Below are 24026 nucleotides of genomic sequence, written 5' to 3'. Positions count from 1 at the left end.
GCGTCCCGGCTTCCGGAGGCCCTGCCCGACGTCCCGACGTCCCGACGTCCCGGTGCGTCCGGTGGGGCGCTCCGGCCGTCGGCGGGGGCGTGGGGCCGGGCCTGCGCTCCCGGTGGGGTCGGCGGGCCGGTGGGGCCGGGGCGGGGTGAGGCGGGGGACAATGGCGGGGTGATCAGTAGCCCCGTTCTCGACCCGACCCGCCTGGCCAAGCTGCGCGAGGCGCTGCTGGCCGCCTCGTTCACCGCCGATGGGTGCCTGGACCTCCTGGGGCCCACCGGCTACGCGGCGTTGGCCCGCAGTGAGGCCGTCCCGGCGCTGCGCGCGACGCGGGGCGGCAGCCCGCTGGAGACGCTGGTGCGGCTCTTCCTGCTGCAGCAGCCGGTGCCGTACCGGGCGGCCGCCGCCGCGCTGCCGGTGGAGGACTGCCTGGCGGACGGCTGGCTGCGCCCGGACGGGGACCTGGTGCGCGCCACCGTGGACGTCCGGCCGTACGCCAACGAGGTTTCCGGGATGCCCAGTTCGGACGCCTGGGTGGTGTCCGACCTGGGGTGCGCGGTCGGTGGCGCGGGCGGGATCGGCTCCGGTGAGACCGCGCACGGGGTGGCCCGCAAGGACCTGGTGCTGGGGGTCGGCGGGGCGTCCACCACGCTGGCCAACATCACCGTGCGCCGTCCCGTCCGGGCGGCGCTGGACCTCGGTTCGGGCTCCGGCGTGCAGGCGCTGCACGCGGCCCGGCACGCCGGGAGCGTCACCGCCACCGACCTCAACCCGCGTGCCCTGCGGTTCACCGAACTGACCCTGGCGCTGTCCGGGTTCGACGCCACCGAGGTGTTCACCGGCAGTCTCTTCGAGCCGGTCGGGGAGCGGAAGTTCGACCTGATCGTCTCCAACCCGCCGTTCGTGATCTCGCCCGGCGGCCGGTTCACCTACCGTGACGGCGGCATGGCCGGGGACGACCTGTGCCGCAGCCTGGTGCGGTCGGCCGCCGAGCACCTGGAGCCGGGCGGCTACTGCCAGTTGCTCGCCAACTGGCAGCACGTCAGGGGCGAGGACTGGCAGGAGCGGCTGGCCGGCTGGGTGGCGGGCACCGGACTGGACGCCTGGGTGGTCCAGCGCGAGGTCCAGGACGTGGCCCAGTACGCCGAGTTGTGGCTGCGCGACGGCGGTGACCACCGCGGCCCGGGCGGCGACTACCAGGCCCGGTACGGCGAGTGGCTGGACGCCTTCGAGGCGGGCCGGGTCGAGGGCATCGGGATGGGCTGGATCACCCTGCGGGCGGGCGGCGCCGAGCGTCCGACCGTGCGGGTGGAGGAGTGGCCGCACCCGGTGGAGCAGCCGCTCGGTCCGCACATCGACGCGTGGTTCGACCGGCAGGACTTCCTGCGCTCGCACGACGACGCGGGCCTGCTCGCGGCCCGCTACGTGCTGGCCGACGAGGTGGTCCAGGAACAGGTCGGTGCGCCGGGGGCGGAGGACCCGGAGCACGTGGTGCTGCGGCACAACCGGGGCATGCGGCGGGCCACCAAGGTGGACACGGTCGGCGCCGGGTTCGTCGGGGTGTGCGACGGCACGCTGTCGGCCGGCGAGATCGTGGACGCCATCGCGCACCTGCTGGGCGAGGACCGGGTGGTGCTGCGGGACCGGGTGCCGGAGTCGCTCCGGCTGCTGACCGAGCAGGGGTTCATCGACCCGGTGCGGTGAGGTCCGGTGCGCTGAGGTTCGGCGCGGTGCCGTGCGGTGCGGTGCCGTGCGGGGCCGTGCCGTGTGGCGTGGCGCCGTGCCGTACTCCGGTCCCGTTCGGTAGAACGCCGCTCCGGCACCTTCCGGTTCACCCTCCCGTACCCCCTGGTTCGTCCGGTGGTCCCCGTCCGGCTGCCCGCCGTTGGTCGGGTGCTGTGAGGCTCTGTCCACAGGCTGTGGACAGAGTTGGGGAGCCGGGGGCCAGGGGTGGACACGACGACGGCGACCGTCGGCGGGCTGGTGCTCGCCCTCTTCGGTGGCGCGCTGCTGCTCTGGTGCGCCGCCGAAGTGCGCCTTCGCCACCGGGTGCGCCGCTCGGGGGTTCCGGTGGTGGCGACGGTCGTCGCCGAGAGGGACGTGCACGGCCAGCTGGACAGCGCGCCGCTGCTCTCCTTCTCCGTGCCGCCGACGGTCGGCGGGGCCGGGCCGGGCTCCGGCTCCGGTTCCGGCCGGATCGCGGAACTCGTGCTCACCCGGCCGCGCGGGCACACCCCGCTGCGCCGTCCGGAGCGGTTCGCGCCCGGAGCCCCGGTGCGGATCTGCTACGACCCGGACCGCCCCCGCCGGGCGGTGCTGGCGGCCGGGGAGATCGGCCGGGCGGCGGTCGTCGACCTGCTCTGGTGCGCCCTGGGGGTGGCGTGCCTGGGGGCGGGCGCCGGGCTGCTGGCGGCGATCGGCCGCTGAGGGGGCGAGCAGCCCCTCGGTCGGTCGGCCGGACCCGGTGTCAGGGTCCGTCGGCCGGATCCGGCGGTCCGTCGGCTGTCGTCCGGCGGCCGGGTCCGGCGCGATCCGGAGAGCGCCATACCGCATGCGCGCCGATTTTCCGTTGACAGATCTTGAAATCCGTCATTCCATCCTCCGGAACCTGCCGAAGCCCCCCTCCACGGGGCGCGAACCTCCGTCATCGGGTTACCGTTCGAGTGGCGTCGGTGAGCGCGGCAAGCGAAACAGCGGGATCCGTCCGTTTGACAAGGGTGGCCGGGGTACGGTCACACTCCGCTGGTGGGGTGTCGTGCAGTGGCGACCCCGGGACGGTGGAGGGGTCGGGCGGAGCGCAGCCCGTGCTGCCAGCGCCGACCAGCCACATAAGGACCGGGAGAGAAGAGCGAAGGTGTCCCCGAGCAGCGAGACCGCGCACGGACAGCGACTCGTCATTGTCGAGTCGCCGGCCAAGGCGAAGACGATCAAGGGCTACCTGGGCCCCGGCTACATCGTCGAGGCGAGCGTCGGGCACATCCGCGACCTGCCCAGCACCGCGGCCGAGGTGCCGGACAAGTACACCGGCGAGGTGCGCCGCCTCGGAGTGGACGTCGATCACGACTTCGCTCCGATCTACGTGGTCAACGCGGACAAGAAGTCCCAGGTCAGCAAGTTGAAGTCGCTCCTGGCGGAGTCCGACGAACTCTTCCTGGCCACCGATGAGGACCGCGAGGGCGAGGCCATCGCGTGGCATCTCCAGCAGGTCCTCAAGCCCAAGGTGCCGGTGCACCGGATGGTGTTCCACGAGATCACCAAGACGGCGATCCAGGAGGCCGTGGCCAACCCGCGCGAGCTGAACCAGCGCCTGGTCGACGCCCAGGAGACCCGCCGCATCCTCGACCGCCTCTACGGCTTCGAGGTCTCGCCGGTGCTGTGGAAGAAGGTCATGCCGAAGCTGTCGGCGGGCCGGGTGCAGTCCGTGGCGACCCGTCTGGTGGTCGAGCGCGAGCGTGAGCGGATGGCCTTCCACACCGCCTCGTACTGGGACCTGGTCGGCACCTTCGGCACCGGCCGCACCCCGGCCGACGCCGCCAACCCGGAGACCTTCGGCGCCCGGCTGGCCTCGGTCGACGGCAAGCGGATCGCCAGCGGCCGCGACTTCGGTTCGGACGGCCGGCTCAAGGCCGGCAGCACCAACACCCTGCACCTGGACGAGCAGGCCGCGCGTCAGCTGGCCGCCGCCCTGGAGCAGACCGCGTTCAGCGTCCGCAGCGTCGAGTCCAAGCCGTACCGCCGCTCGCCGTACGCGCCGTTCCGCACCACCACGCTCCAGCAGGAGGCCAGCCGCAAGCTGGGCTTCGGTGCCAAGCGGACCATGCAGGTGGCCCAGAAGCTGTACGAGAACGGCTTCATCACCTACATGCGCACCGACTCGACCACGCTGTCGGAGACGGCCGTCACCGCCGCCCGCGCGCAGGTCACCCAGCTGTACGGCGCCGACTACCTGCCGGACGCCCCGCGCACCTACGCCAGCAAGGTCAAGAACGCCCAGGAGGCGCACGAGGCCGTCCGCCCCTCCGGCGACCGCTTCCGCACCCCCGCCGAGACCGGTCTGAGCGGCGACGACTTCCGGCTGTACGAGCTGATCTGGATGCGCACCGTCGCCTCCCAGATGAAGGACGCGGTCGGCCAGTCCGTCACCGTCCGGGTCGGTGGCGCCTCCGCCGACGGGCGGGACGTCGAGTTCTCCGCCTCCGGCAAGATCATCACCTTCCACGGCTTCCTCAAGGCCTACGTCGAGGGCGCCGACGACCCGAACGCCGAGCTCGACGACCGCGAGCGCCGGCTGCCGCAGGTCGCCCAGGGCGACCCGCTGGCCGCCGAGCGGATCACCCCGGAGGGCCACGCCACCAAGCCGCCGGCCCGCTACACCGAGGCCTCGCTGGTCAAGGAGCTGGAGGACCGCGAGATCGGCCGCCCCTCCACCTACGCGTCGATCATCGACACGATCATCCAGCGCCGGTACGTGTTCAAGAAGGGCACGGCGCTCGTCCCGTCCTTCCTCTCCTTCGCCGTGGTCAACCTGCTGGAGAAGCACTTCGGCCGGCTGGTCGACTACGACTTCACCGCGAGGATGGAGGACGACCTCGACCGGATCGCCGCCGGTGAGGCGAAGTCCGTGCCGTGGCTCAAGCGCTTCTACTTCGGTGAGGGCGAGGGCGCGGCCGGCGGTGCCGCCGAGGCCGGCAACGGCGACGGCGACCACCTGGGCGGCCTGAAGGAACTGGTCACCGACCTCGGCGCGATCGACGCCCGGGAGATCAGCTCGTTCCGGATTAGTGACGACATCACCCTGCGGGTCGGCCGCTACGGCCCGTACGTCGAGCGCGCCTCGGCCGTCGAGGGCGAGCCCGGCCAGCGCGCCGACATCCCGGACGAGCTGCCGCCGGACGAGCTGACCGTCGAGCTGGCCGAGGAGCTGCTGGCCAAGCCCAGCGGCGACTTCGAGCTCGGCCCGGACCCGGTCAGCGGCAACATGCTGGTCGCCAAGGACGGCCGCTACGGCCCGTACGTGACCGAGATCCTGCCCGAGGGCACGCCCAAGACCGGCAAGAACGCCGTCAAGCCGCGCACTGCCTCGCTGTTCAAGACGATGGCGCTGGACACCGTCACCCTGGAGGACGCGCTGCGGCTGCTCTCGCTGCCGCGCGTGGTCGGCACCGACGCCGAGGGCGCCGAGATCACCGCGCAGAACGGCCGCTACGGCCCGTACCTCAAGCGCGGCACCGACTCGCGCTCGCTCACCAGCGAGGACCAGCTCTTCACCATCACCCTCGACGAGGCGCTGGCGATCTACGCCCAGCCCAAGCAGCGCGGTCGCGCCGCGGCCGCCCCGCCGCTCAAGGAGCTGGGCACCGACCCGGTCTCCGAGCGCCCGGTGGTGGTCAAGGACGGCCGCTTCGGCCCGTACGTGACCGACGGCGAGACCAACGCCACGCTGCGCAAGGACGACGAGGTCGAGACCATCACGCCGGAGCGCGGCTACGAGCTGCTCGCCGAGAAGCGGGCGCGCGGGCCGGTGAAGAAGGTGGCGAAGAAGGCCCCGGCGAAGAAGGCCGCGGCCAAGAAGACGACCACCGCCAAGGCGACGGCGACCAAGACCGCCGCCAAGAAGACGGCGGCGAAGAAGACGACCACCACCAAGACGGCGGCGGCGAAGAAGACGGCCGCGAAGAAGACCGCGGCCGCCAAGACCACCGCCACCACCGACGAGGGCTGATCCGACGGGGCTGATCCGACGGGGCTGATCCGTCGGGGCTGATCCGACGAGGCTGATCCGTCGGGCGGCAGCTCGACGGCAGCTCGACGGCAGCTCGACGGCGGCACCGGGCCCGCGTCCCCCACCAGGGGGCGCGGGCCCGAGCTCTGTGCGGGGCCGGGCCCGAGCTCTGTGCAGGGATCGTCACAGGCCGGTGATGAGGGCGAACCGGAACCCCCTTCGTCTCAATCCGGCAAAGCCCAGCCCGCTACGCTGACCGTATGACGAGCGAGGAGCAGCCCACCCCCAGCGCCGCCCCGGCCGCCGGAGCCACCGGGCCCGACCTGCCCGAGGTCGCGCCCGCCGGCACCCCGGTGGACCGGGCCCGGGCGCTGCTGCGGACCAGGCCCTACCGGCGCCTGTGGACCACGCAGCTGATCGGCGGCACCGCCGACCGGCTCGGGCTGCTGGTGCTGCTCGCGCTCACCGTGATCGCCGTCGCCCAGGGCGGGCAGTTCGGCGACCTGCCGCGCAGCCTCGCCTTCGCCGTGGCGGCCGTCCTCGCCGCCCGGGTGGCGGCCACCGGGCTGGTCGGCGTGGCGCTGCTGGAGCCGGTGCACCAGCTGGTCGCCGGCAAGCTCGACCGGCGCTGGACGCTGGTCGGAGCCGACGCGCTGAGCGCCCTGCTGATCGGGCTCGCGCCCTGGTGGACGGTCTGGCTGGGCTCCGGCCCCCGGCCCTCCGGCGGGGCCGGCTACGTGCTGCTCGCCACGGTGTTCCTCACCGGTGCGGCCGAGCGGGTCCGGGGGATCGCCAGGGCCGTCGCCGTCCCCGGCCTGCTGCCGCCGGCCAACCCGTACGCCCCGGCCGCCGAGCGGCGGCCGGCCGCCGCCAACCTGGACACCGTCCGGAGCATCGACCGGTTCACCGGCTGGGTCACCGTGCCGCTCGGCGCCCTCGGCCTGGTCGCGTTCACCCTGGTCAACAACGTCGGTGCGGCGCTCGGCTCGGACTGGCTGCGCGCCCACCAGCTGACCTTCGCGGCGCTCGGCGCGGCCGGCCTGTTCACCGCCGCGGCCGTCCGCGGCCACCTCCAGCAGCTGCCCGGCGGCCCCGTGGCCGTCGCCCCGCACTCGCCGCTGACCGGCCTGCGCGCCCCCACCGACGCGACCCCCGGCCCCGCCCTGGGCAAGGGCCGCACCGGCAGCGCCCCGTACTTCACCTTCGCCGTCGCGGCCGGCTACGCCTCGATGGCGGGCGTCGCCGCCCTGGCGCTGCTCACCGCCGCCGAGCACCGGGCCGGACCGATCGGCTACGGCCTGGTCGTGCTCGCCGCGGCCAGTGCCCCGGCGCTGGGCGCCCGGCTCACCCGGGCCACCCTGCCCTCGCTCTCCCGCCGCCGGCTGCTCGCGCTGGCGCTGCTCGCCGAGGGCGTCGCGCTGATCCTGGCCGGGCTGGTGCTGGACTTCGTGCTGGTCCTGCTGCTCACCGTGCTGGCCGGACTGGCCGCCGGGATCGTCGTCTCCGCCGGGCGGGGCCTGCTCGCCCAGGAGGTCGAGGAGGCCCGGCTGTCCAAGGTCACCGAGCACCTGTACGCGGTGCTGCGGGCCGTGGTCGCCGCCGCGCTGGTCGTCGTCCCGCTGATCGCCGCCGGGTACGGGGACGTCGAGTACGGCACCGTCGAGCCCGGCTCGTTCACCTTCATCCACGGCGGCGGCGCCCTCGCCGTCGCCACCGCGGGGCTGCTCACCCTCGTCCTCGCCGCCGTCGTGCTGCTGCGCACCGACGACCGGCGCGGCACCGTGCCGTTCGGCCGGGACCTGGTCGACGCCGTCCGCGGCGGCAGCGGCCCGGTGCCGCACCGGGGTGCCGGCACCGGCTTCTTCATCGCCCTGGAGGGCGGCGACGGCGCCGGCAAGTCCACCCAGGCCCAGGCACTCGCCGAGTGGATCCGCGGCAAGGGGCACGAGGTCGTGCTCACCCGCGAGCCCGGCGGCAGCCCGGTCGGCCAGCGGCTGCGCGGCCTCGTCCTGGACGTCGGCAACACCGGCCTGTCGCACCGCGCCGAGGCGCTGATCTACGCGGCCGACCGCGCGGAGCACGTCGAGAACGTCATCCGGCCGGCCCTCGCCCGCGGCGCCGTGGTGATCACCGACCGGTACATGGACTCCTCCATCGCCTACCAGGGCGCCGGGCGCGACCTGGCCGCCACCGAGGTCGCCCGGATCTCCCGCTGGGCGACCGGCGGACTGCTGCCCGACCTCACCGTGGTGCTGGACGTCGACCCGACCCGGGCCCGGCAGCGCTTCACCGAGGCGCTCGACCGGCTGGAGTCCGAGCCCACCGAGTTCCACCAGCGGGTCCGGGCCGGCTTCCTCGCCCTCGCGGCCGCCGACCCGGCGCGCTACCTGGTGGTGGACGGCAGCCAGGCCCCCGGCTTCGTCACCACCGCCATCCGCCACCGGCTCGACCGCGAGCTGCCGCTCTCCGAGCAGGAGAAGGCCGCCCGCGCCGAGCAGGAGCGGCTGGCCAAGGAGGAGGCCGAGCGGCGCGCTGCCGAGGAGGCCCGCAGGAAGGCCGAGGAGGAGGCCGCCGAGCGCAAGCGCCAGGAGGTGCTGGCGCAGCTGCGGGCCGAGCAGGCCGAGCAGGAGCGGCTCGCCAAGGAGGAGGCCGAGCGGGTCGCCGCCGAGGCGCGGCGCAAGGCCGAGGAGGAGGCCCGCCGCCGGGCCGAGCAGGAAGCCCGTCGCCGGGCCGAGGAAGAGGCTCGCCGTCGGGCGGAGGAAGAGGTCCGGCTGGCGGCGGAGGCCGCCGAACGGAAGCGGATCGCCGACGAGGCGGCCGCCCAAGCCGAGCTCCAGCGGCAGCGGGAGCTGGCGCGCGAGGAGCAGCGGCGCCGGGCGGAGGAGGCGCTGCAGCGGGCCGAGGAAGCCCGGCTGGCGCAGGCCGCCGCGCTCGCGGCTGCGGCTGCAGCGGCGCAGACGGCTGCGGACCGGGCCGGTGCGGCGGCGACGGCGGAGCTCCGGGCGGTTCGGGACACGCCTCGTGACGCGCCTCGGGACGAGCCTCGGGACACTTCTCGGGACGCGGCGGGCGGCCTCGGCGACGAGGCGACGCGGGAGCTGACGCCGCAGGACCGGCAGGCGGCCGTCCGGGCGGCTGAGGCCGCTGAGGCTGCGAAGGCCGCGAGGGCGGCTGAGGCTGTTGAGGCGACCACCCGGCTGCCGAAGGTGCCGGCCGTCGACGAGACCGCGGTGCTGCCGAAGGTGCCGGCGGTGGACGAGACGGCCGTGCTGCCGAGGGTTCCCGCCGTGGACGAGACCGCAGTGCTGCCGCGGGTCGGTCCGGGGCGTCCCGGCGAGCCGGTGGACAGTACCCGTGAGCTGCCGGTGGTTCCGCAGGCCGGCGAGTCACAGTCCGGCGAGTCGCAGTCCACCGCCGAGCGGCCGAGGCCGGACTGGGCCGAGGAGACGCCGATGGACGACCTGCCGAGCCTCACCGACACGCTGCTCGGCTCGCGGGACGAGTGGGCGCACTGGGAGCACGGCGGAGACCGGGCCGACTCCGGCCGCGGTGGCGGGGACGACCGCGGCGAGGACGGCGGGAAGGGCAAGGACAAGGGCAAGAGCCGCCGCTGGGGCCGACGCAGCTGAGCAGCGCGGGCCGGGAGGTCCGACGGCCGGTTGGAGGACGGGCGGTGTCGCACCGGGGGAGCCCCGGGGTGGCACCGCCCGTCGTCGTACCCGGGGGCGCGCGGCGGTCGGCCGTGGGTTCGGCCGTGGGCTCGGCGGGGGTGCGGTGCGGGGCGGCGGCGGTTCGGCCGTCGTTCGCGGCCCGGTGCGCCTCGGACGGAGCAGTGGCTGTCGGAGCGGAGACGTATGCTCGACGGCGGGGAATCGGCGCCTGGCGCGCTGCCGTACGGAGCTTGGGAGCAGCAGTGGCCGTCTGGGACGACCTGGTGGGTCAGGATCGGGTGGTCGAACAGCTGACCGCCGCGGCCCGGGCGGCCGGGGCGACGGTCGAGGCCGGTCGCGGCGCCGCCGCCGACCAGGGCGGGAACGCCTCCCTGATGACGCACGCCTGGCTGTTCACCGGCCCGCCCGGCGCCGGGCAGGTCACCGCCGCGCGCGCCTTCGCCGCCGCCCTCCAGTGCACCAGCCCCGACCTCGCGCTGGGCGGCACGCCCGGCTGCGGGTTCTGCGACGGCTGCCACACCGTGCTGGCCGGCAGCCACGCCGACGTCAAGTACGTGCGGACGGACGGCTTGTCCATCGGCGTCGGCGACATGCGCGACCTGGTCCTGCGCGCCTCCAGCTACCCGACCGGCGGCCGCTGGTCGGTGATCCTGGTGGACGCCGCCCACCGGCTCACCGAGGCCGCCGCCAACGCGCTGCTCAAGGGCGTGGAGGAGCCCTCCCCGCGCACCGTCTGGCTGCTGTGCGCCCCCTCCGTCCAGGACGTGCTGCCGACCATCCGCTCGCGCTGCCGCCTGCTGGTGCTGCGCACGCCCGCCGCCGAGGCGGTCGCCGACATGCTGGTCGGCCGTGACGGCGTCGACCCGGAGACCGCCCGGCTCGCCGCGCTCGCCGGCCAGGGCGACATCGAACGCACCCGCCGCCTCGCCGTGGACGAGCAGGCCCGCACCCGCCGGGCCGAGGTGCTGCGGATCCCGCTGGAGGTCGCCGACATCGGCGGCTGCCTGACCGCCGCCCAGCGCCTGGTCGACACCGCCAAGGCGGACGCCGAGGCCCTCGCCGAGACCCAGGACACCAAGGAGACCGACGACCTCAAGGCCGCCTACGGCGCCGCCGAGGGCAGCAAGGCGCCGCGCGGCATGGCCGGGGCCGTCAAGGAGCTGGAGAAGCGGCAGAAGAGCCGGGCCACCCGCACCCGCCGGGAGACGCTCGGGGTCGCGCTGCTCGACCTGCTCGGGTTCTACCGGGACGTGCTGGCGATCCAGCTCGGCTCCACCGGTGTGCTCGCCAACGAGGACCAGCGGCAGGCGCTCGACCGGGTCGCCCGGGACGGGACGGCCGAGAACACCCTGCGCCGGATCGAGGCGGTGCTCGCCTGCCGGGTGGCGCTGGACCGCAACGTGGACCCGCTGCTCGCGGTCGAGGCGATGACGATGGCGCTGCGGGCGGGCTGAGGGGCGTCCCGGTCGGGGGCGGTTGGGCGACTGTCGGGTTGTCGGCTCGTCAGGTCGTCAGCTGGTGTGGCTCTGCGGTCGTGCGGCCGTGCGGACGGCGGTGGGGCAGGGGCCGTACGCCGCCCGGAGGTGCCGGGGGTCGGTCCGGCGTCCCACCTTCGAGTGAACGGGCGATACTCGCCGGGCACACCCGCGTGTGACGGCGTGCCCGTTGTGCACGCTGGGGGCCGACTGTGCCCCGGCCGTACCCCGGTCCTCCCCGTCGGGAGGGCCCGCCGCCGGAGCGGTCGCCCCCCGCACGGCACCGGGTCCGGTCCGGCGCCGGCCCTCGTCCCGAGGTGGTGCGTTCCGTGGTTCGTCCGCTCCTCGTCATTCCCCTGCTGGCTGCCGCCATCGGCGGACTCTGGCTGGCGCGCGGTGCGCTCCAGCGCTGGCGCGACCTGCAGTCCGCCGCGACCTACGAGCTGGCGGGCGACCGGTGGCCGATGCTGGTCCGGGCGGGAGGGGCGATGGTCTGCGGGGTGTGCGTCACCGCGTTGACGCTGCTCACCGCGCTCGGGGCGTTCGGTGGTCTCGGGCACGGCCCGTCCTCGACGGACCGGACCGAATCGGCCGTCGACGCGGCCGCGGCCGGGGCCTGGTCGGGCTCCGCGCCGGGGACGGCGGGCCGGCAGCAGGCGGCGCCGCCCGTCGCCACCGAGCCGGCCGCGGGTGCGGCGGGTGCGGCAGGTGCGTCGGGGGCGGGTGCGGCGGGTGCCTCGGCGTCGGCGGCCGCCCCCGCCGTGGTCAGCCGCTTCGACAGCGTGGGGCACCCGGGCGGCGGCGAACTGCTGCAGTCCGCCGTGCTCGGCCCCGACGGGAAGCCGCGCAACGTCCGGGTCTGGCTGCCCGCGCAGTACGCCAAGGAGCCCAACGCGCGCTTCCCGGTCGTCGTGATGCACGCCGCCACCCCGGGCAAGACCGCCGACGCCGAGGTCCCGGACGTCTTCGAGGGCGTCGGCGCCGCCCTGCAGGCCGGCCGCGCCCGTCCGTTCATCCTGGTCGCCCCCGAGGCGCCGAACGGCACCGCGCACCCCTGCGAACTGGTCGCCGCCGCCCCGGCCGCCGTCGCCGACGACGCGGCCCTGCGCACCACGATCGCCGCCTCCTTCCGCACCCTCCAGCCCGGCCCGGCCTCCTGGGGCACCCTCGGGGTCGACGGCGGCGCGCCGTGCGCCGCCGCGGCCGGGCTCTCCCGCCCGGACCTGTACGGCGCCGCCGCCGCCGTCTCCGGCCGCTACGACACCGCCGCGCTCACCCAGACCGGCGCCGAGGCCCCGGCGGGAAGCGCGGCCAAGCTGCTGCTCGCCGCCGCCAAGGGCGACGCCGCCGGGATCGACGCGGCCCGCAAGCTGCAGGCCTCGCTCAAGGCCGCTCCGGGCCCGGCGGCCAAGGCCGAGGTGCGGATCTCGGACAACGTGCAGGACTACTCGGCGGACCGGGAGCGGCTGCGACTGGTCCGTCAGGCGGCACAGTTCCTGGCCGAGGCGCTGGCCAAGGCTTCCTGAGCGACGCTGGTGGAGGCGTCGTGAGCGCCGGCCGAGCCGGCGTTACGCTGCCCGGTGCCCGGGGTGGGTACCGGGCAGCGGTGTTCCTTCGTTCCCGTGCGTTTCTCGGACTGGTGGGTTGGGAGGAGACGGATGAGGGGCTTCGCGCGGTTGCGGGCGGTTGCGGTGGTGCTCGCGGTCGGGCTGCTGGCGGCCTCGGCGGGCGGGTGCGGCCGGGGTTCCTCGGGGCCGGCGGGTGGGTCCGGCGCCTCCGGTGTGCCCGGACAGGCCTCCTCCGACTCGACGGGTGCGGGTGCGGGTGCGGGTGCGGGGGCGGGCTCGGACGCGGGTGCGGGGGCGCGGCCCGGTGGTGGTGACGGTGACGGTGCCGGCGTCGGGGCCACCCCGTTGGAGCCGCTGCCCGCCGCCGTCCCCGCCGCACTCGCGCCGTACTACGCCCAGCACCCGGCCTGGCAGTCGTGCGACGGCGGCTTCGAGTGCGCCACTTTCCGGGTCCCGATGGACTACGACCACCCCGGTGACGGTGAGCTCACCCTCGCGGCCGCCCGCGCCGCCGCCCTGCCCGACGACCCCGACGACCCCGGCGGCGCCGGCGCCGCCGGCGACACCCCCCGGGCGGGTTCGCTGCTGCTCAACCCGGGCGGCCCCGGCGGCTCGGCGGTCGAGTACCTGGAGGCCGTCGCCGGGACGTACGACCGCACGGTGCGCGCCCGGTACGACCTGGTCGGCCTCGACCCGCGGGGGGTCGGCCGCAGCAACCCGGTCAGCTGCCTGAACGGCGAGCGGATGGACGCCTTCACCGCCGCCGACCTGGCTCCCGGCGACCAGGGGGCGGTCGACGCGCTGGTCGCCGTCGACAAGGAGTTCGCCGAGGGCTGCCGCAGGCAGGCCGGGACCGCGCTCGGCCACCTCAGCACCGTCGAGTCCGCCCGCGACATGGACGTGCTGCGCGCCCTGCTCGGCGACGAGCGGCTCAACTTCGTCGGAAAGTCGTACGGCACCTTCCTCGGCGCCACCTACGCGGGCCTGTTCCCGACCCGGGTCGGGCGGGTGGTGCTGGACGGCGCCATGGACCCGGCGCTCGACTCCGTCACCGGCAACCGCACCCAGGCCGGCGGCTTCGAGACCGCCTGGGCCGCCTTCGCCGAGGACTGCGCCAAGCGCGAGGACTGCCCGCTCGGCCGCACCGGACAGCAGGTCGGCGACCAGCTCACCGCCCTGCTCGCGACCGTCCACGCCCACCCGCTGCCCAGCACCGACAACGGGCGCCGGCTCACCGAGGCCCAAGCCACCACCGGCGTCGTCCAGGCCATGTACGCCGAGTTCCTCTGGCCCAAGCTGCGCACCGCGCTCACCGACGCCAGGGCCGGCGACGGCACCGGGCTGCTCAAGCTCTCCGACGCCTACTACGGGCGCGAGGCGGACGGCTCCTACCCCAACCTGATGTTCGCCAACACGGCGGTCAACTGCCTCGACCTGCCCGCGCCGTTCCGCTCGCCCGAGGACGTCCAGCGGGCGGTGCCGGACTTCGAACGCGCCTCGCCGCACTTCGGCCGCGACATGGCCTGGATGGCCCTGACCTGCGCCTACTGGCCCGTCCGGGCCACCGGCGCGGCCCACACCATCCGGGCCGCCGGCGCCGCCCCGATCGTCGTCATCGGCACCACCCGCGACCCGGCCACCCCCTACGCGTGGGCCCGCTCCCTCGCCGGACAGCTGGAATCCGGCCGCCTGCTCACCTACGACGGCGACGGCCACACCGCGTACGGGCGGCGCAGCAGCTGCGTCGACGGCGCGGTCAACCGCTTCCTGCTCACCGGGGAGGCGCCGGACCAGGGCAAGCGCTGCGACCGGTAGCCCCGGGTGGCCCCGGGGAGCCGCCGGCCGGGCCTCCGCTCAGGCGGAGGAGACCGCCAGCTTCGCGGCGAAGCCCGCGAACAGGACGGCGACACCGCTGGTCAGGGTCGCGGACAGGCGCCGGCGGCGACGGAAGGCCGTCGCGAGCGTGGTGCCCGCGAAGATCAGCAGCGAGAGGTACAGCATGCTGAAGGTCTGCAGGATCCCGCCCAGCAGCGCGAAGGAGAGCACCGGTTGCCCGTAGGACGGGTCGACGAACTGGGTGAAGAACGACAGCAGGAACAGGATCGCCTTCGGGTTCAGCAGGCTGATCACCAGCGCCCGCCGGAACGGCCGCTCACCCGCCTCCTCCACCGCCTCCGCACCGCCCGCCGGATCGGCCTCGGCCCGGTGCTCGCGCCACAGCTGGCGGGCCGCCCGCAGCATCCCGAACCCGATCCACAGCAGGTACGCGGCACCGCCGAACTTCACCACCGCGAACACCGCCGGATTGGCCTTCAACAGCGAGGCCGCCCCCAACGAGGTCAGGCTGATCAACGTGAGGTCGCCGACGAACACCCCCGCCGCGGCCCGGTACCCGGTCCGGACGCCCTTGCGGGCGGCGACCGACAGCACGTACAGCGAGTTGGGGCCGGGCAGCAGAATGATGACGAGGGCGCCGAGGACGTACGTCGCCAGGTCGTTGACACCGAACACGGTGGCTCCGGGAGTGGGGAGGGGGCTGGCAGGGGGGCGCTCATCGTAACGTCGCACCGGCGATCGACCGAAGCGAAAACCGTCCACCCGCCGCGGCACCCCCACCCCAGCCCCACCGCCCCGGCTACGGATCACCTGCGAACCTGTGTAGACTGACCCGCGTTGCCACCACACGTGGCAGCGGTGCCGCCTTAGCTCAGTTGGCCAGAGCAACGCACTCGTAATGCGTAGGTCGCGGGTTCGAATCCCGCAGGCGGCTCTGTAGAAGCCCCAGGACTCACTCGCCGTGACCTGGGGCTTTTGCCTTTTCTCGGCCTGGGGGCAGGACCGGTGCGCGGGTGCCGGGGGTTATTGGTCGAGGTAGGTGAGGACGGCGAGGACGCGGCGGTTGTCGGTGTCGGTGGGGAGGAGGTTGAGCTTGGTGAAGATGTTGCTGATGTGTTTGGCGACGGCCTTCTCGGTGATGAAGAGGCCCTGGGCGATGCCGGCGTTGGAGCGGCCCTGGGCGAGCCATTCGAGGACTTCGCGTTCGCGGGTGGAGAGGGCGGCGACGGATTCGTCGCGTTCCTTGCGGATGAGGAGTTGGGAGATGACCTCGGGGTCCATGGCGGTGCCGCCGTCGGCGACGCGGCGGATGGAGTCGAGGAACTGGGAGCCGTTGGTGACGCGGTCCTTGAGCATGTAGCCGACGCCGCGGCCGCCGCTGGCGAGGAGTTCGCGGGCGTAGAGGGGTTCGACGTACTGGGAGAGCAGGAGGACGGGGAGGGTCGGGGTGGTGCGGCGGGCGGTGAGGACGGCGCGCAGGCCCTCGTCGGTGAAGTGGGGGGGGAGCCGGACGTCGACGACGGCGACGTCCGGCTGGTGGTCGGTGAGGGCGCGGAGGAGGTCGGCGCCGTTGTCGACGGCGGCGGTCACCTCGTGGCCGTAGGCCTGGAGGAGGCGGATCAGGCCGTCCCTCAGGAGGAAGTGGTCTTCGGCGAGGACAATGCGCACGGGAGCTCCATGGTGACCATGGTGGGGCCGTTGACGGGGCTGCTGACGGCGAGGACGCCGTCGAAGGTGGCGAGCCGTCGTTCGATGCCGCGCAGGCCGGTGCCGCGGGTGGCGTCGGCTCCGCCGCGGCCGGTGTCCGTGACGGTGACGCGCAGCATGCCGTGATCGTAGCGAATGTCGATCCAGGCGCGGTCCGCGTGCGAGTGCTTGGAGACGTTGGTGAGGATCTCCGAGATGGCGAAGTAGGCGGCGGACTCGACGGGCATCTCGGGGCGGCCGGGGAGGTCGACCGCGACCTCGGTGGGGACCGGGCAGACCATCGCCAACGCCCGGACGGCGTCGGCCAGTCCGCGGTCGGCGAGGACCGGCGGGTGGATGCCGCGGACCAGGTTGCGGATCTCCTCCAGGGCCTTGGAGGAGGACTCCCGGGCCTCGATCAGCAGGGCGCGGACGGCGTCCGGGTTGGTCTCCAGGAGGTGCTCGGCGGCGTCCAGGGTCATGCCCATCGCGACCAGGCGGGCCTGGGCGCCGTCGTGGAGGTCGCGCTCGATCCGGCGGATCTCGGCCATCTGGGTGTCCACCGCGGTGCTGCGGGTGGTGGTGAGGTGCTCGATCCGGCTGGCCATCAGCTCCTGCTCGCTCGGGGCGAGCATCGAGCGGGTGTGGAGGGCGTGCCGGCGCACCGCACGGGGCGCCGTCCAGAGGGCGAGCGGGAGTTGGAGCAGGCCGAGGACACCGGCCAGGACGGCGGTGGCCTGGCCGTCGATCGGGATGAACTGGTACCAGAGGCCGTCCCACTCGGTGGACAGCGGGACGCCGAAGAAGGCCAGGAAGATCCCCCAGAGGCCGCTGAGCACCAGGGCGATCGGGCCGAAGGCGAGCAGGCCGCCGGCGATCGGGTCGGTGAGGATCCAGGCGAACTCCCGGCGGGTCTGCGGGTCGCTCATGATCCAGCGGTAGCGGGCGATCGCCCCGGAGGCGCCCTCGGGGACGGGCGGCAGCGGTCCGGGCGGGCCCGGGATCCGGACGCCCGACCAGTCCTCGGCCAGGCCGCGCTGACGGGCCGCCAGGGCGCGGACCCGCTGCATCGCCCGGGGCACCAGGCCGAGGCCGGGGCCGACCAGGGAGATCGCGGTGGTGAGTCCGAGGGACCGGCCGAAGGCGGAGACGGAGAGCCAGCAGAGCGTCAACGCGCGCCGGAGTCCGGTGAGTCCGGCGGAAGCGGAGAAGCCCCTGATCTCGACCGGTGCCGGGTCGGGCCCGAGCTGCATCGTGCGGTCCATGGACGCGCTCCTCTCTGGTGCCTGCGTGCTGCTCCCGGCCGTGGTGGCCGTGGGGACCATTCTGGCGGCGGTGGGGTGCGGGACGCGGTGGTACTAACTCCCCTCTTGGGGAGACGCCTTCGGGGTGGCGAGGAAGAGGGAGAGGGTGTCGGCGACGCAGGCCGCGCGGGTCTCGCCCTCGATCTCCACGGTCATCCGCACCGCGGCCAGGTGGCCGGCCGGGGTCTCGCGCACGCTGGTCACCCGGGCGCCGCCGCGGACCCGGGCGCCGACCTTCACCGGGTGCGGGAAACGCACCTTGTCCAGGCCGAAGTTGACGCCCATGGTGACGGACTCGATCTCGAAGATGGCGCGCATCATCGCCGGCAGCAGGCCGAGCGTCAGGTAGCCGTGGACGATGGTGGTGCCGAAGGGGCCGGTGGCCGCGCGTTCCGGGTCCACGTGGATCCACTGGAGGTCGCCGGTCGCGCCGGCGAACCGATCGACGCTGTCCTGGGTGACGACCAGCCAGTCGCTGTAGCCGAGGTGCTCGCCGGTCGCCTCGGTGAACTCGGCCAGGGTGGCAAAGGATCTCATGGGGTGATTCTCCGCCGCGGCGGCTGACGCTCAACTGACGTGCCGCTGACGGAGGGTGGGGGAGAGGGGGGAGGGTGGAGGAGGGTCGGGGGAAGGAGGGAGGGGCGGGGTCAGCCGTAGCGCTTGAGCTCGTGGAAGAAGTCGGGGACGGTGTGCAGCCGGCCCGCCGCCAGGACCTGGTCGTGGACGTGCTTGGCGACGGCCAGGTCGAGCACGCCGAGGCCGAACGGGGAGAAGACCACCGTGCGGTCGGCGGGCGGGGTGATCGTGCCGGTGAGCACGTCGTACAGCGTGCCGGCCACGAACGTGCGGTGGCCGACGCGCTGTTCGGCCAGGTGCGGGGAGGTGCCGGCCTTGAGGCAGTGGTCGATGTCGTCGACCACGTTCCAGGAGTCGAGGACGATCTCCGGGGAGAGGTCGCGCAGCGAGATGTGCAGCACGAGCGGGTGGTGGGCGAACCAGGCCGGGTCCGTCACGTGCGGTTCGCCGGCCACGGTGGCGAAGACGACCAGGTCGGCTGAGCGGACCAGGTCCTCGGGCTTCTCGTGGACGGTGACGGCCAGGTCCTCGCCCTCGGCCCGGCGCAGGTAGTCGGCGAAGCCGTGGGCGTGGTCGGCGGAGAGGTCGTGGACACCGGCCTCGGTGAAGTCGAAGCCGTTGGCGGCGAGGTAGGTGTGGAGGTAGCGGGCGATCAGGCCGACCCCGAAGAAGCCGACCCGGCGCGGGCGTTCGCCCCGGGCGTCGGCCAGCCGGGCGGCGGCGAGGGCGGCGGAGGCGGCGGTGCGGGCCGCGCTGATGATCGAGCTCTCCAGGCAGGCGAACGGGTAGCCGGTCTCCGCGTCGTTGAGGATCAGGACGGCGGAGGCGCGCGGGAGGCCGGCGGCCACGTTCCCGGGGAAGCTGGAGATCCACTTGATGCCGTGCACTCCGGGGTCGTTCGAGGTGGGCCCGGAGTCGGGGCCGTCGCCCGCACCCGAGGCCCGGAGCGAGGCCGGCAGGGCGATGATCCGGTCGGACGGGCGGTCCGGGAAGCGCAGGAAGTACGAGTCCGGGTTGACCGTCCGTCCCTCGCCGTGCAGCCGGTAGGCGGCCTCGACGGTGGCGATGACGTCCTGCTCGTGGCCGTGCAGGGCCTCGTGCACCTGGGCGCCGGGGACGACGGCGAAGGTCGGGGCACCGGTCGTGGCAGCACCGGTCGTGGCAGCACTGGTCATGGGAACACTGGTCATGGGAACACTGCTCCTGCTCGGGTGCGGTACGGGAGTGGGTTCAGCCGATCCGGGCGAGGCCCTTGGCGCCCTGCCGGGCGCGCCCGCGGGAGACCAGCAGCGGGTCCCAGTCGGGGCCGCGGTCGGGGAGCCTGGCCGGGTCGCCGAGCACGGCCCCCGCGGCGACCTCGGTCAGCAGCGGGCGGTCCAGGATCTGCCCGGCGGCGACCATGCCGCCGGTGGCGACCGCGCTCAGGCCGCTGCCGAAGCGGGTGCTCTGGCCGACCACGTACAGGCCCTCGACGTCGGTGCGCACGTCGGGCCGCTTGCTGACGTTGCCCCAGCGGGCCATGCCGTACGGGGTGCCGCCGCTGCTGCGGGTGTAGCGCTCGTGGCTGAGCGGGGTGGCCGTCTCCAGGTGGGTGATGCGGTCCCGGAAGGGGCCGACCACCTTCTCGGCGGCGGTCACCATCAGTTCGGTGAACTGCTGCTTGCGGGCCTGGTAGGCGGCGTCGCGGCGGTAGGGCTCGCCGTCCACCGGGCCGCCGCGGACGCCCCAGAAGTCGTAGCCGGGCGGGCAGAGGGTGAGCAGCTGGAAGTTGGAGTGGCCGGGCGGGCAGACCGCGGTGGCGTCCGGGTCCTTGCGGGAGGCGAAGGAGAACATCAGCTGGGGTATCGAGTCCACCGTGCCGTCGCGTTCCCAGCGCTCGATCATGGCGGCGTGGGCGGCCTCCATGTCGTCGCTGCCGTGCCACCAGAGGTTGGCGTTGGGCAGGCCGGGCAGCTCGGTGTCGAGGGCGATGTACACCGCGACCAGGGCGCCGCGCATGGTGGCCGCGCGGGTCCGGTCGACCAGGTCGGCGGGGAAGGCCCGTTCGCCGCCGCACAGGTCGAGCACGGTGCGGCGGTAGTCGGCGTTGGAGATCACCAGGGGGGCGGAGATCCGGGTGCCGTCGGTGAGTTCGACGCCGGTGGCGCGACCCTCCTCGATCAGGATCCGGCGCACCTCGCAGCGGGTGCGCAGTTCGCCGCCGTACGACTCCAGGGCCTCGACGAAGGCGGCCACCAGGACCTGCCCGCCGCCCTCCGGGTAGTAGGCGCCGCGCAGGTAGTGGTCGAGCATCGCGGCGTGCTCGGCGAAGGTGATGCCGTCCGGCATGGTGCCGTAGTTGCCGGCCTGGGCGGCGAGCAGGGTGCGGGCCTTGGGCGAGAGGCCGCAGTGGTCCAGGGCCTCGGCGAGGGTCCGGGCCCGGCGGGCCCAGCGCATGGTGTCCGGGTACTGGCGGAACAGGTCGACCATGGGGCGGCCGAGCAGGGCCTCCCGGGTGGCTCCGGCCACCGTCTCGGCGAGGTGGACGAAGCGGTCGACGCCCTCGGCCTCCTCGGGCAGGGCCGCGCGCAGCCGGTCCCGGTAGCCCGGCCAGCCGGCCGGTACGTCCAGGGTGGCGGTGGGGGTGATGATCCGGTCGAAGCCCTGCTCGTTGTCCATCGGGCGGAAGGACACCCGGTCGCGGACGCCGAGTCCGGACAGGATCGCGGGGAAGATGCCGTCCGGCCCGCAGTCGCCGACGTAGTGGGTGCCGACGTCGAACTCGTACTTGCGCCGGCGGCGGAAGACGTGGGCGTTGCCGCCGGCCACGTCGTGCTGTTCGAGGACGAGCACGCTGCGCCCGTCGGCGGCCAGGTAGGCCGCGCTGACCAGTCCGCCGAGGCCGCTGCCGACCACGATCGCGTCGTAGTGGTCTCTGCCGCCCCCGGCCGTCGGACCCTGCACTTCCCGCATTCCCGCCCCCACTCGTCGGACCATCAGAACGTGCCGCCGCCGTGGATCTCGAAGACCGACCCGCTGATGTACGCCGCCCGGTCGGAGAGCAGGAAGGAGACCAGGTCGGCCACCTCTTCCGGCTTGCCGACCCGCCCGAGCGCAACGCTCCCCAGCATCCGTTCCAGCGCTGCCCCGGACATCCCGCCGACCATGTCGGTCGCGATCAGGCCCGGGGCGACCACGTTGGCCCGCACGCCGCGCGGGCCGCACTCCTTGGCCAGGGATTTGGTGAAGCCGATGATCCCCGCCTTCGAGGCGGCGTAGTTGGCCTGGCCGACGTTACCGTAAATCCCGGACACTGACGACAGGTTGACGATCACTCCGGTGCGCCGCTTGCTCATCGCGAAGGCCGCCGCGCGGCACACGTGGTAGACGCCGTCCAGGTTCGTGCGCAGCACTTCGTCCCAGTCGGATTCGGGCATCAGGATCACCGGACGGTCCCTGGTGATGCCCGCCGAGGTGACCGCGGCGTCGACCGGGCCGAGGTCGCGCTCGGTGCGGGCGAACCAGTCGCGGACCGCGGCGGAGTCGGCCACGTCGCAGCGGGTCGCGGTGATCCGGGTGCCGGCCTCCCCGGCCTCCTTGACCAGCCGGTCGGCGGCGTCGGCGTCGGCGCGGTAGCAGAAGGCGACGTCGTAGCCGTCCCGGGCGAGGCGGAGCACGATCGCCCGGCCGATGCCCCGGGAGCCGCCGCTGACCAGGGCGATCATGCGTCGGCTCCGTTCGGGGCGGTCGGGTTCGGGGTGGTCGGCTTCGGGGTGGTGGTCGCGGCGGGAACGGTGGCCGGGGCCAGCAGGCGGAGCACGGCGCAGCCGACCGCGCCGTCCCGGTCGACGGCGGTGACCAGGGCGGTCCGGCCCGCCGCGGCCGGTTCGGTCTCGGCGGTGCTGAGCAGCGCCTGGATCTGGAAGGTCGCGGCGGCCGCGCTGGTGTCGCCGAGCAGCGCCATGGACGGGACGGCGGTGAGCGCCGGGGCGGGCAACAGCGCGGCCAGTGCCGCCCGTTCGGCCCGGCCGGCCGCGGTGGGCGCGGCGCTGGGCACGGCCGCCCACACCTCCTCGGCGGTGGCACCGGCCCGGGCGAGGGCGCGGCGCACGCAGGTGGTGACGGCGGCGCCGGGGTCGTCGTCGATGTCGACCCGGGTCTCGATCGCCAGGACGGCGGCCAGCGCCGGGCGTCGGGCGGTGCCGGCCGGTTCGAGCACCAGCAGGCCGCAGCCCTCGCCGAGCAGCGGCGACGGGTCGCCGGGGGCGACGGCGGCGTGCTCGATCCAGGCGTGGGCGGCGGAGAACTCCTCGGCCGAGCCCACCAGGTACGTGGTCGCCCGGCCCTGGCCGAGCAGCCGGCGGGCGTAGTTGAGCGCCAGCAGGCCGCTGACCCGGCCGCCCGCGACGGTGGTGTTGGGGCCGGTGAGGCCGTGCCGGATGGCGGTGGCGCCGGCGGCGTGGTTGAGGCTGCCGAAGGGGATCCGGCCGGCGTCCACGTGGAAGGGCAGCGCGTTGGTGTACGACTGCTTGAGGAAGTTGGTGACGTTCTCCAGGCTGCCCATCGAGATGCCGAGGACCACGCCGGTGCGCTCGTCGGTGGGCACCTCCCGCCGGCCCCCGGCGTCGTTCAGCAGGCCGTCGGAGGCGACCAGGGTGAGCGCGGTGAGCCGGTCCATCTTGGCGGTGCCGGTGGGGCCGAGCAGGCCCTTGATGTCGAAGCCGGGCACCAGGCAGGCCTCGGCGGAGGGCAGCGGGCCGTACGCCTCGCCCGGCTCGGTGGCGGTGCGGGCGCGGGCCCGCAGGCCGTCGGCGAAGGCCCGGCTGGTCAGGCCGTACGGCGAGACGGCCGACCAGCCGGTGATGACGGGGGTCTCCGGCGGCAGGGCCGGCGGTGCGGTGGCGGTGGTCATCAGCGGTCTCGCTCTCCGTACGTGCCGAGGATCAGGACGGCGTTGTTGCCGGCGAAGGCGCTGGAGTTGTTCTCGACGATCCGGACCTCGGCGTCGACCGCCCGGTTGGGGACGACGTCCAGCGGGCATTCCGGGTCGGTCTCCCGGTGGTTGATGGTCGGCGGGATGAACTGGTCCGTGATGGCGATGCTGCAGGCGATCGCGGCGAGCGCGCTGGCGGCGCCCATCGAGTGGCCGAGCATCGACTTCACGGCGACGGTGGGCGGCGGGGCGTCGCCGTAGACGTCGAGGATCGCGGCCGACTCCGTCCGGTCGTTGGCCTTGGTGCCGGTGCCGTGCGCCGAGATGAAGTCGACCTCGTCGCGTTCGACCCCGGCGTCGGCCAGGGCCAGCCGGATGCCGCGGGCGATGCCCTCCCGGTTGGGGGCGGTGGCGTGGGCGGCGTCGCAGCTGAGGCCGTAGCCGAGCACCTCGGCGTGGATCCGGGCGCCGCGGGAGAGCGCGGACTCCAGGCTCTCCAGGACGAGGATGCCCGCGCCCTCGCCGGTCAGGATGCCCTGGCGGTCGCGGTCGAACGGTCGGACCACGTCCGGGGTGAGCGCGCCGAAGCGCTTGAACAGGGCGAAGGCCTTGCGGCAGACGGCGTCGGCGCCGCCGCACAGCGCGATGTCGACCTCGCCGGAGCGGATCGCGTCCAGCCCGTAGCCGATCGAGTAGTTGCCGGCCGCGCAGGCGGTGGTGATGGTGGTCGGCTCCACGTTGGGCATCCGCAGTTCACGGGCGATCGCGGTGCTCAGCCGGCCGGCGTTGATCCGGCGGGACAGCACCGGGTCGATCGCCTTCGGGTCCCCGGCGGCCAGCTCCTGCTCGACCAGCAGCCCGATGTCGTGCGACTCGCCGTCGGTGGTGCCGACGCTGATCACGGCCTGGCGCTCGCCGAGGTCGTCCTCGGTCAGCCCGGCGTCGTCGACCGCCATCCGGGCGGCCGCGACGGCGAACTGCCCGGCCCGGCCGACGTCCTGGAGCGGGACCCGGTGGATCCAGCGCTCCGGCTCGAAGTCGGGGACCTCGCAGGCGATGTTCTGGCCGAAGCCCTCGGTGTCGAAGCGGGTGATCGGCCGTGCGCCGGAACGGCCGGACCGCAGCCCCGCGGTGTACTCCTCGATGCCCGTGCCGATGCTGGAGATCGCCCCGAGACCGGTGAGGACGACCCGGCGGCGCCCGGCCGGCGTACCGGACCGGGGCGCCGCTGGTGACTGTGCGGTGGATTCCATGGGACCTCTCCTGGAGCGCGGTGTGG

16 protein-coding genes and 1 tRNA gene are annotated in these 24026 nt (G+C 74.5%); 8 read left to right on the top strand and 9 right to left on the bottom strand.

Annotated features, from left to right (window positions below; translation table 11 throughout):
* The first annotated feature begins 168 nt into the window (after positions 1-168).
* From ACFC1T_RS13455 to ACFC1T_RS13425, 7 genes are all read left to right on the top strand, one after another.
* On the top strand, positions 169-1701 hold the full coding sequence (locus ACFC1T_RS13455) for a methyltransferase (RefSeq protein WP_375887568.1): 1533 nt from the start codon (positions 169-171) through the stop codon (positions 1699-1701).
* 246 nt (positions 1702-1947) lie between these two features.
* A complete protein-coding gene (locus ACFC1T_RS13450; RefSeq protein WP_375887567.1) occupies positions 1948-2424 on the top strand; it encodes a DUF3592 domain-containing protein in 477 nt (158 codons plus the stop codon).
* 427 nt (positions 2425-2851) lie between these two features.
* Positions 2852-5719: a type I DNA topoisomerase gene (gene topA, locus ACFC1T_RS13445; RefSeq protein WP_375887564.1), complete on the top strand. Its 2868-nt coding sequence runs from the start codon at positions 2852-2854 to the stop codon at positions 5717-5719.
* A 260-nt stretch (positions 5720-5979) separates the two neighbouring features.
* A complete protein-coding gene (tmk, locus tag ACFC1T_RS13440; RefSeq protein WP_375887562.1) occupies positions 5980-9348 on the top strand; it encodes a dTMP kinase in 3369 nt (1122 codons plus the stop codon).
* A 284-nt stretch (positions 9349-9632) separates the two neighbouring features.
* Entirely contained in the window at positions 9633-10844 is a 1212-nt protein-coding gene (locus ACFC1T_RS13435; protein ID WP_375887698.1) for a DNA polymerase III subunit delta', read from the top strand.
* Positions 10845-11194: 350 nt separating this feature from the next.
* On the top strand, positions 11195-12391 hold the full coding sequence (locus ACFC1T_RS13430; protein WP_375887560.1) for a hypothetical protein: 1197 nt from the start codon (positions 11195-11197) through the stop codon (positions 12389-12391).
* Positions 12392-12523: 132 nt separating this feature from the next.
* Positions 12524-14248, top strand: coding sequence for an alpha/beta hydrolase (locus tag ACFC1T_RS13425; RefSeq protein ID WP_375887558.1), 1725 nt, complete (start codon positions 12524-12526; stop codon positions 14246-14248).
* Positions 14249-14287: 39 nt separating this feature from the next.
* Here ACFC1T_RS13425 and leuE read toward each other — a convergent pair whose 3' ends face one another.
* A complete protein-coding gene (leuE, locus tag ACFC1T_RS13420; RefSeq protein WP_375887555.1) occupies positions 14288-14944 on the bottom strand; it encodes a leucine efflux protein LeuE in 657 nt (218 codons plus the stop codon).
* Positions 14945-15129: 185 nt separating this feature from the next.
* Here leuE and ACFC1T_RS13415 point away from each other — a divergent pair.
* Positions 15130-15203, top strand: a tRNA-Thr gene (locus ACFC1T_RS13415).
* Between the two features lie 89 nt (positions 15204-15292).
* On the opposite strand, the gene ACFC1T_RS13410 is transcribed toward ACFC1T_RS13415, so the two are convergent.
* From ACFC1T_RS13410 to ACFC1T_RS13375, 8 genes are all read right to left on the bottom strand, one after another.
* Positions 15293-15937 (bottom strand): LuxR C-terminal-related transcriptional regulator, encoded by a 645-nt coding sequence (locus ACFC1T_RS13410; RefSeq protein WP_375887553.1) that lies wholly within the window; start codon positions 15935-15937, stop codon positions 15293-15295.
* A complete protein-coding gene (locus tag ACFC1T_RS13405) occupies positions 15901-17220 on the bottom strand; it encodes a histidine kinase (RefSeq protein ID WP_375887551.1) in 1320 nt (439 codons plus the stop codon). The genes ACFC1T_RS13410 and ACFC1T_RS13405 overlap by 37 nt, the downstream gene beginning before the upstream one ends.
* A gap of 93 nt (positions 17221-17313) precedes the next feature.
* Complete coding sequence (locus ACFC1T_RS13400; protein WP_375887550.1) at positions 17314-17796, bottom strand: MaoC family dehydratase; 483 nt, start codon at positions 17794-17796, stop codon at positions 17314-17316.
* Positions 17797-17906: 110 nt separating this feature from the next.
* Positions 17907-19025: a 2,3-diaminopropionate biosynthesis protein SbnB gene (gene sbnB, locus ACFC1T_RS13395; protein WP_375887547.1), complete on the bottom strand. Its 1119-nt coding sequence runs from the start codon at positions 19023-19025 to the stop codon at positions 17907-17909.
* A gap of 40 nt (positions 19026-19065) precedes the next feature.
* Entirely contained in the window at positions 19066-20787 is a 1722-nt protein-coding gene (locus tag ACFC1T_RS13390; protein ID WP_375887544.1) for a phytoene desaturase family protein, read from the bottom strand.
* A 23-nt stretch (positions 20788-20810) separates the two neighbouring features.
* Positions 20811-21539, bottom strand: coding sequence for a 3-oxoacyl-ACP reductase FabG (fabG, locus tag ACFC1T_RS13385; protein WP_375887543.1), 729 nt, complete (start codon positions 21537-21539; stop codon positions 20811-20813).
* On the bottom strand, positions 21536-22726 hold the full coding sequence (locus ACFC1T_RS13380; RefSeq protein ID WP_375887541.1) for a beta-ketoacyl synthase N-terminal-like domain-containing protein: 1191 nt from the start codon (positions 22724-22726) through the stop codon (positions 21536-21538). The genes fabG and ACFC1T_RS13380 overlap by 4 nt, the downstream gene beginning before the upstream one ends.
* On the bottom strand, positions 22726-24000 hold the full coding sequence (locus tag ACFC1T_RS13375; RefSeq protein ID WP_375887539.1) for a beta-ketoacyl-[acyl-carrier-protein] synthase family protein: 1275 nt from the start codon (positions 23998-24000) through the stop codon (positions 22726-22728). Before ACFC1T_RS13375 ends, ACFC1T_RS13380 begins: the two co-directional genes overlap by 1 nt.
* Positions 24001-24026 lie beyond the last annotated feature (26 nt).

This window comes from Kitasatospora sp. NPDC056076 (genome assembly GCF_042266305.1).
Taxonomy (GTDB): Bacteria; Actinomycetota; Actinomycetes; order Streptomycetales; family Streptomycetaceae; genus Kitasatospora.
The sequence above is the reverse complement of the archived record's forward strand: the minus strand, read 5'-3'. Positions and strand labels throughout refer to the sequence as shown.

Bases quoted from the DNA above. Each gene is read 5' to 3' on its own strand.
- ACFC1T_RS13425 (WP_375887558.1), top strand. From the start codon at position 12,524: ATGAGGGGCTTCGCGCGGTTGCGGGCGGTTGCGGTGGTGCTCGCGGTC.
- fabG (WP_375887543.1), bottom strand. From the start codon at position 21,539: ATGATCGCCCTGGTCAGCGGCGGCTCCCGGGGCATCGGCCGGGCGATC.
- sbnB (WP_375887547.1), bottom strand. From the start codon at position 19,025: ATGACCAGTGTTCCCATGACCAGTGCTGCCACGACCGGTGCTGCCACG.
- ACFC1T_RS13405 (WP_375887551.1), bottom strand. From the start codon at position 17,220: ATGGACCGCACGATGCAGCTCGGGCCCGACCCGGCACCGGTCGAGATC.
- ACFC1T_RS13400 (WP_375887550.1), bottom strand. From the start codon at position 17,796: ATGAGATCCTTTGCCACCCTGGCCGAGTTCACCGAGGCGACCGGCGAG.
- tmk (WP_375887562.1), top strand. From the start codon at position 5,980: ATGACGAGCGAGGAGCAGCCCACCCCCAGCGCCGCCCCGGCCGCCGGA.
- ACFC1T_RS13380 (WP_375887541.1), bottom strand. From the start codon at position 22,726: ATGACCACCGCCACCGCACCGCCGGCCCTGCCGCCGGAGACCCCCGTC.
- ACFC1T_RS13375 (WP_375887539.1), bottom strand. From the start codon at position 24,000: ATGGAATCCACCGCACAGTCACCAGCGGCGCCCCGGTCCGGTACGCCG.
- ACFC1T_RS13390 (WP_375887544.1), bottom strand. From the start codon at position 20,787: ATGCGGGAAGTGCAGGGTCCGACGGCCGGGGGCGGCAGAGACCACTAC.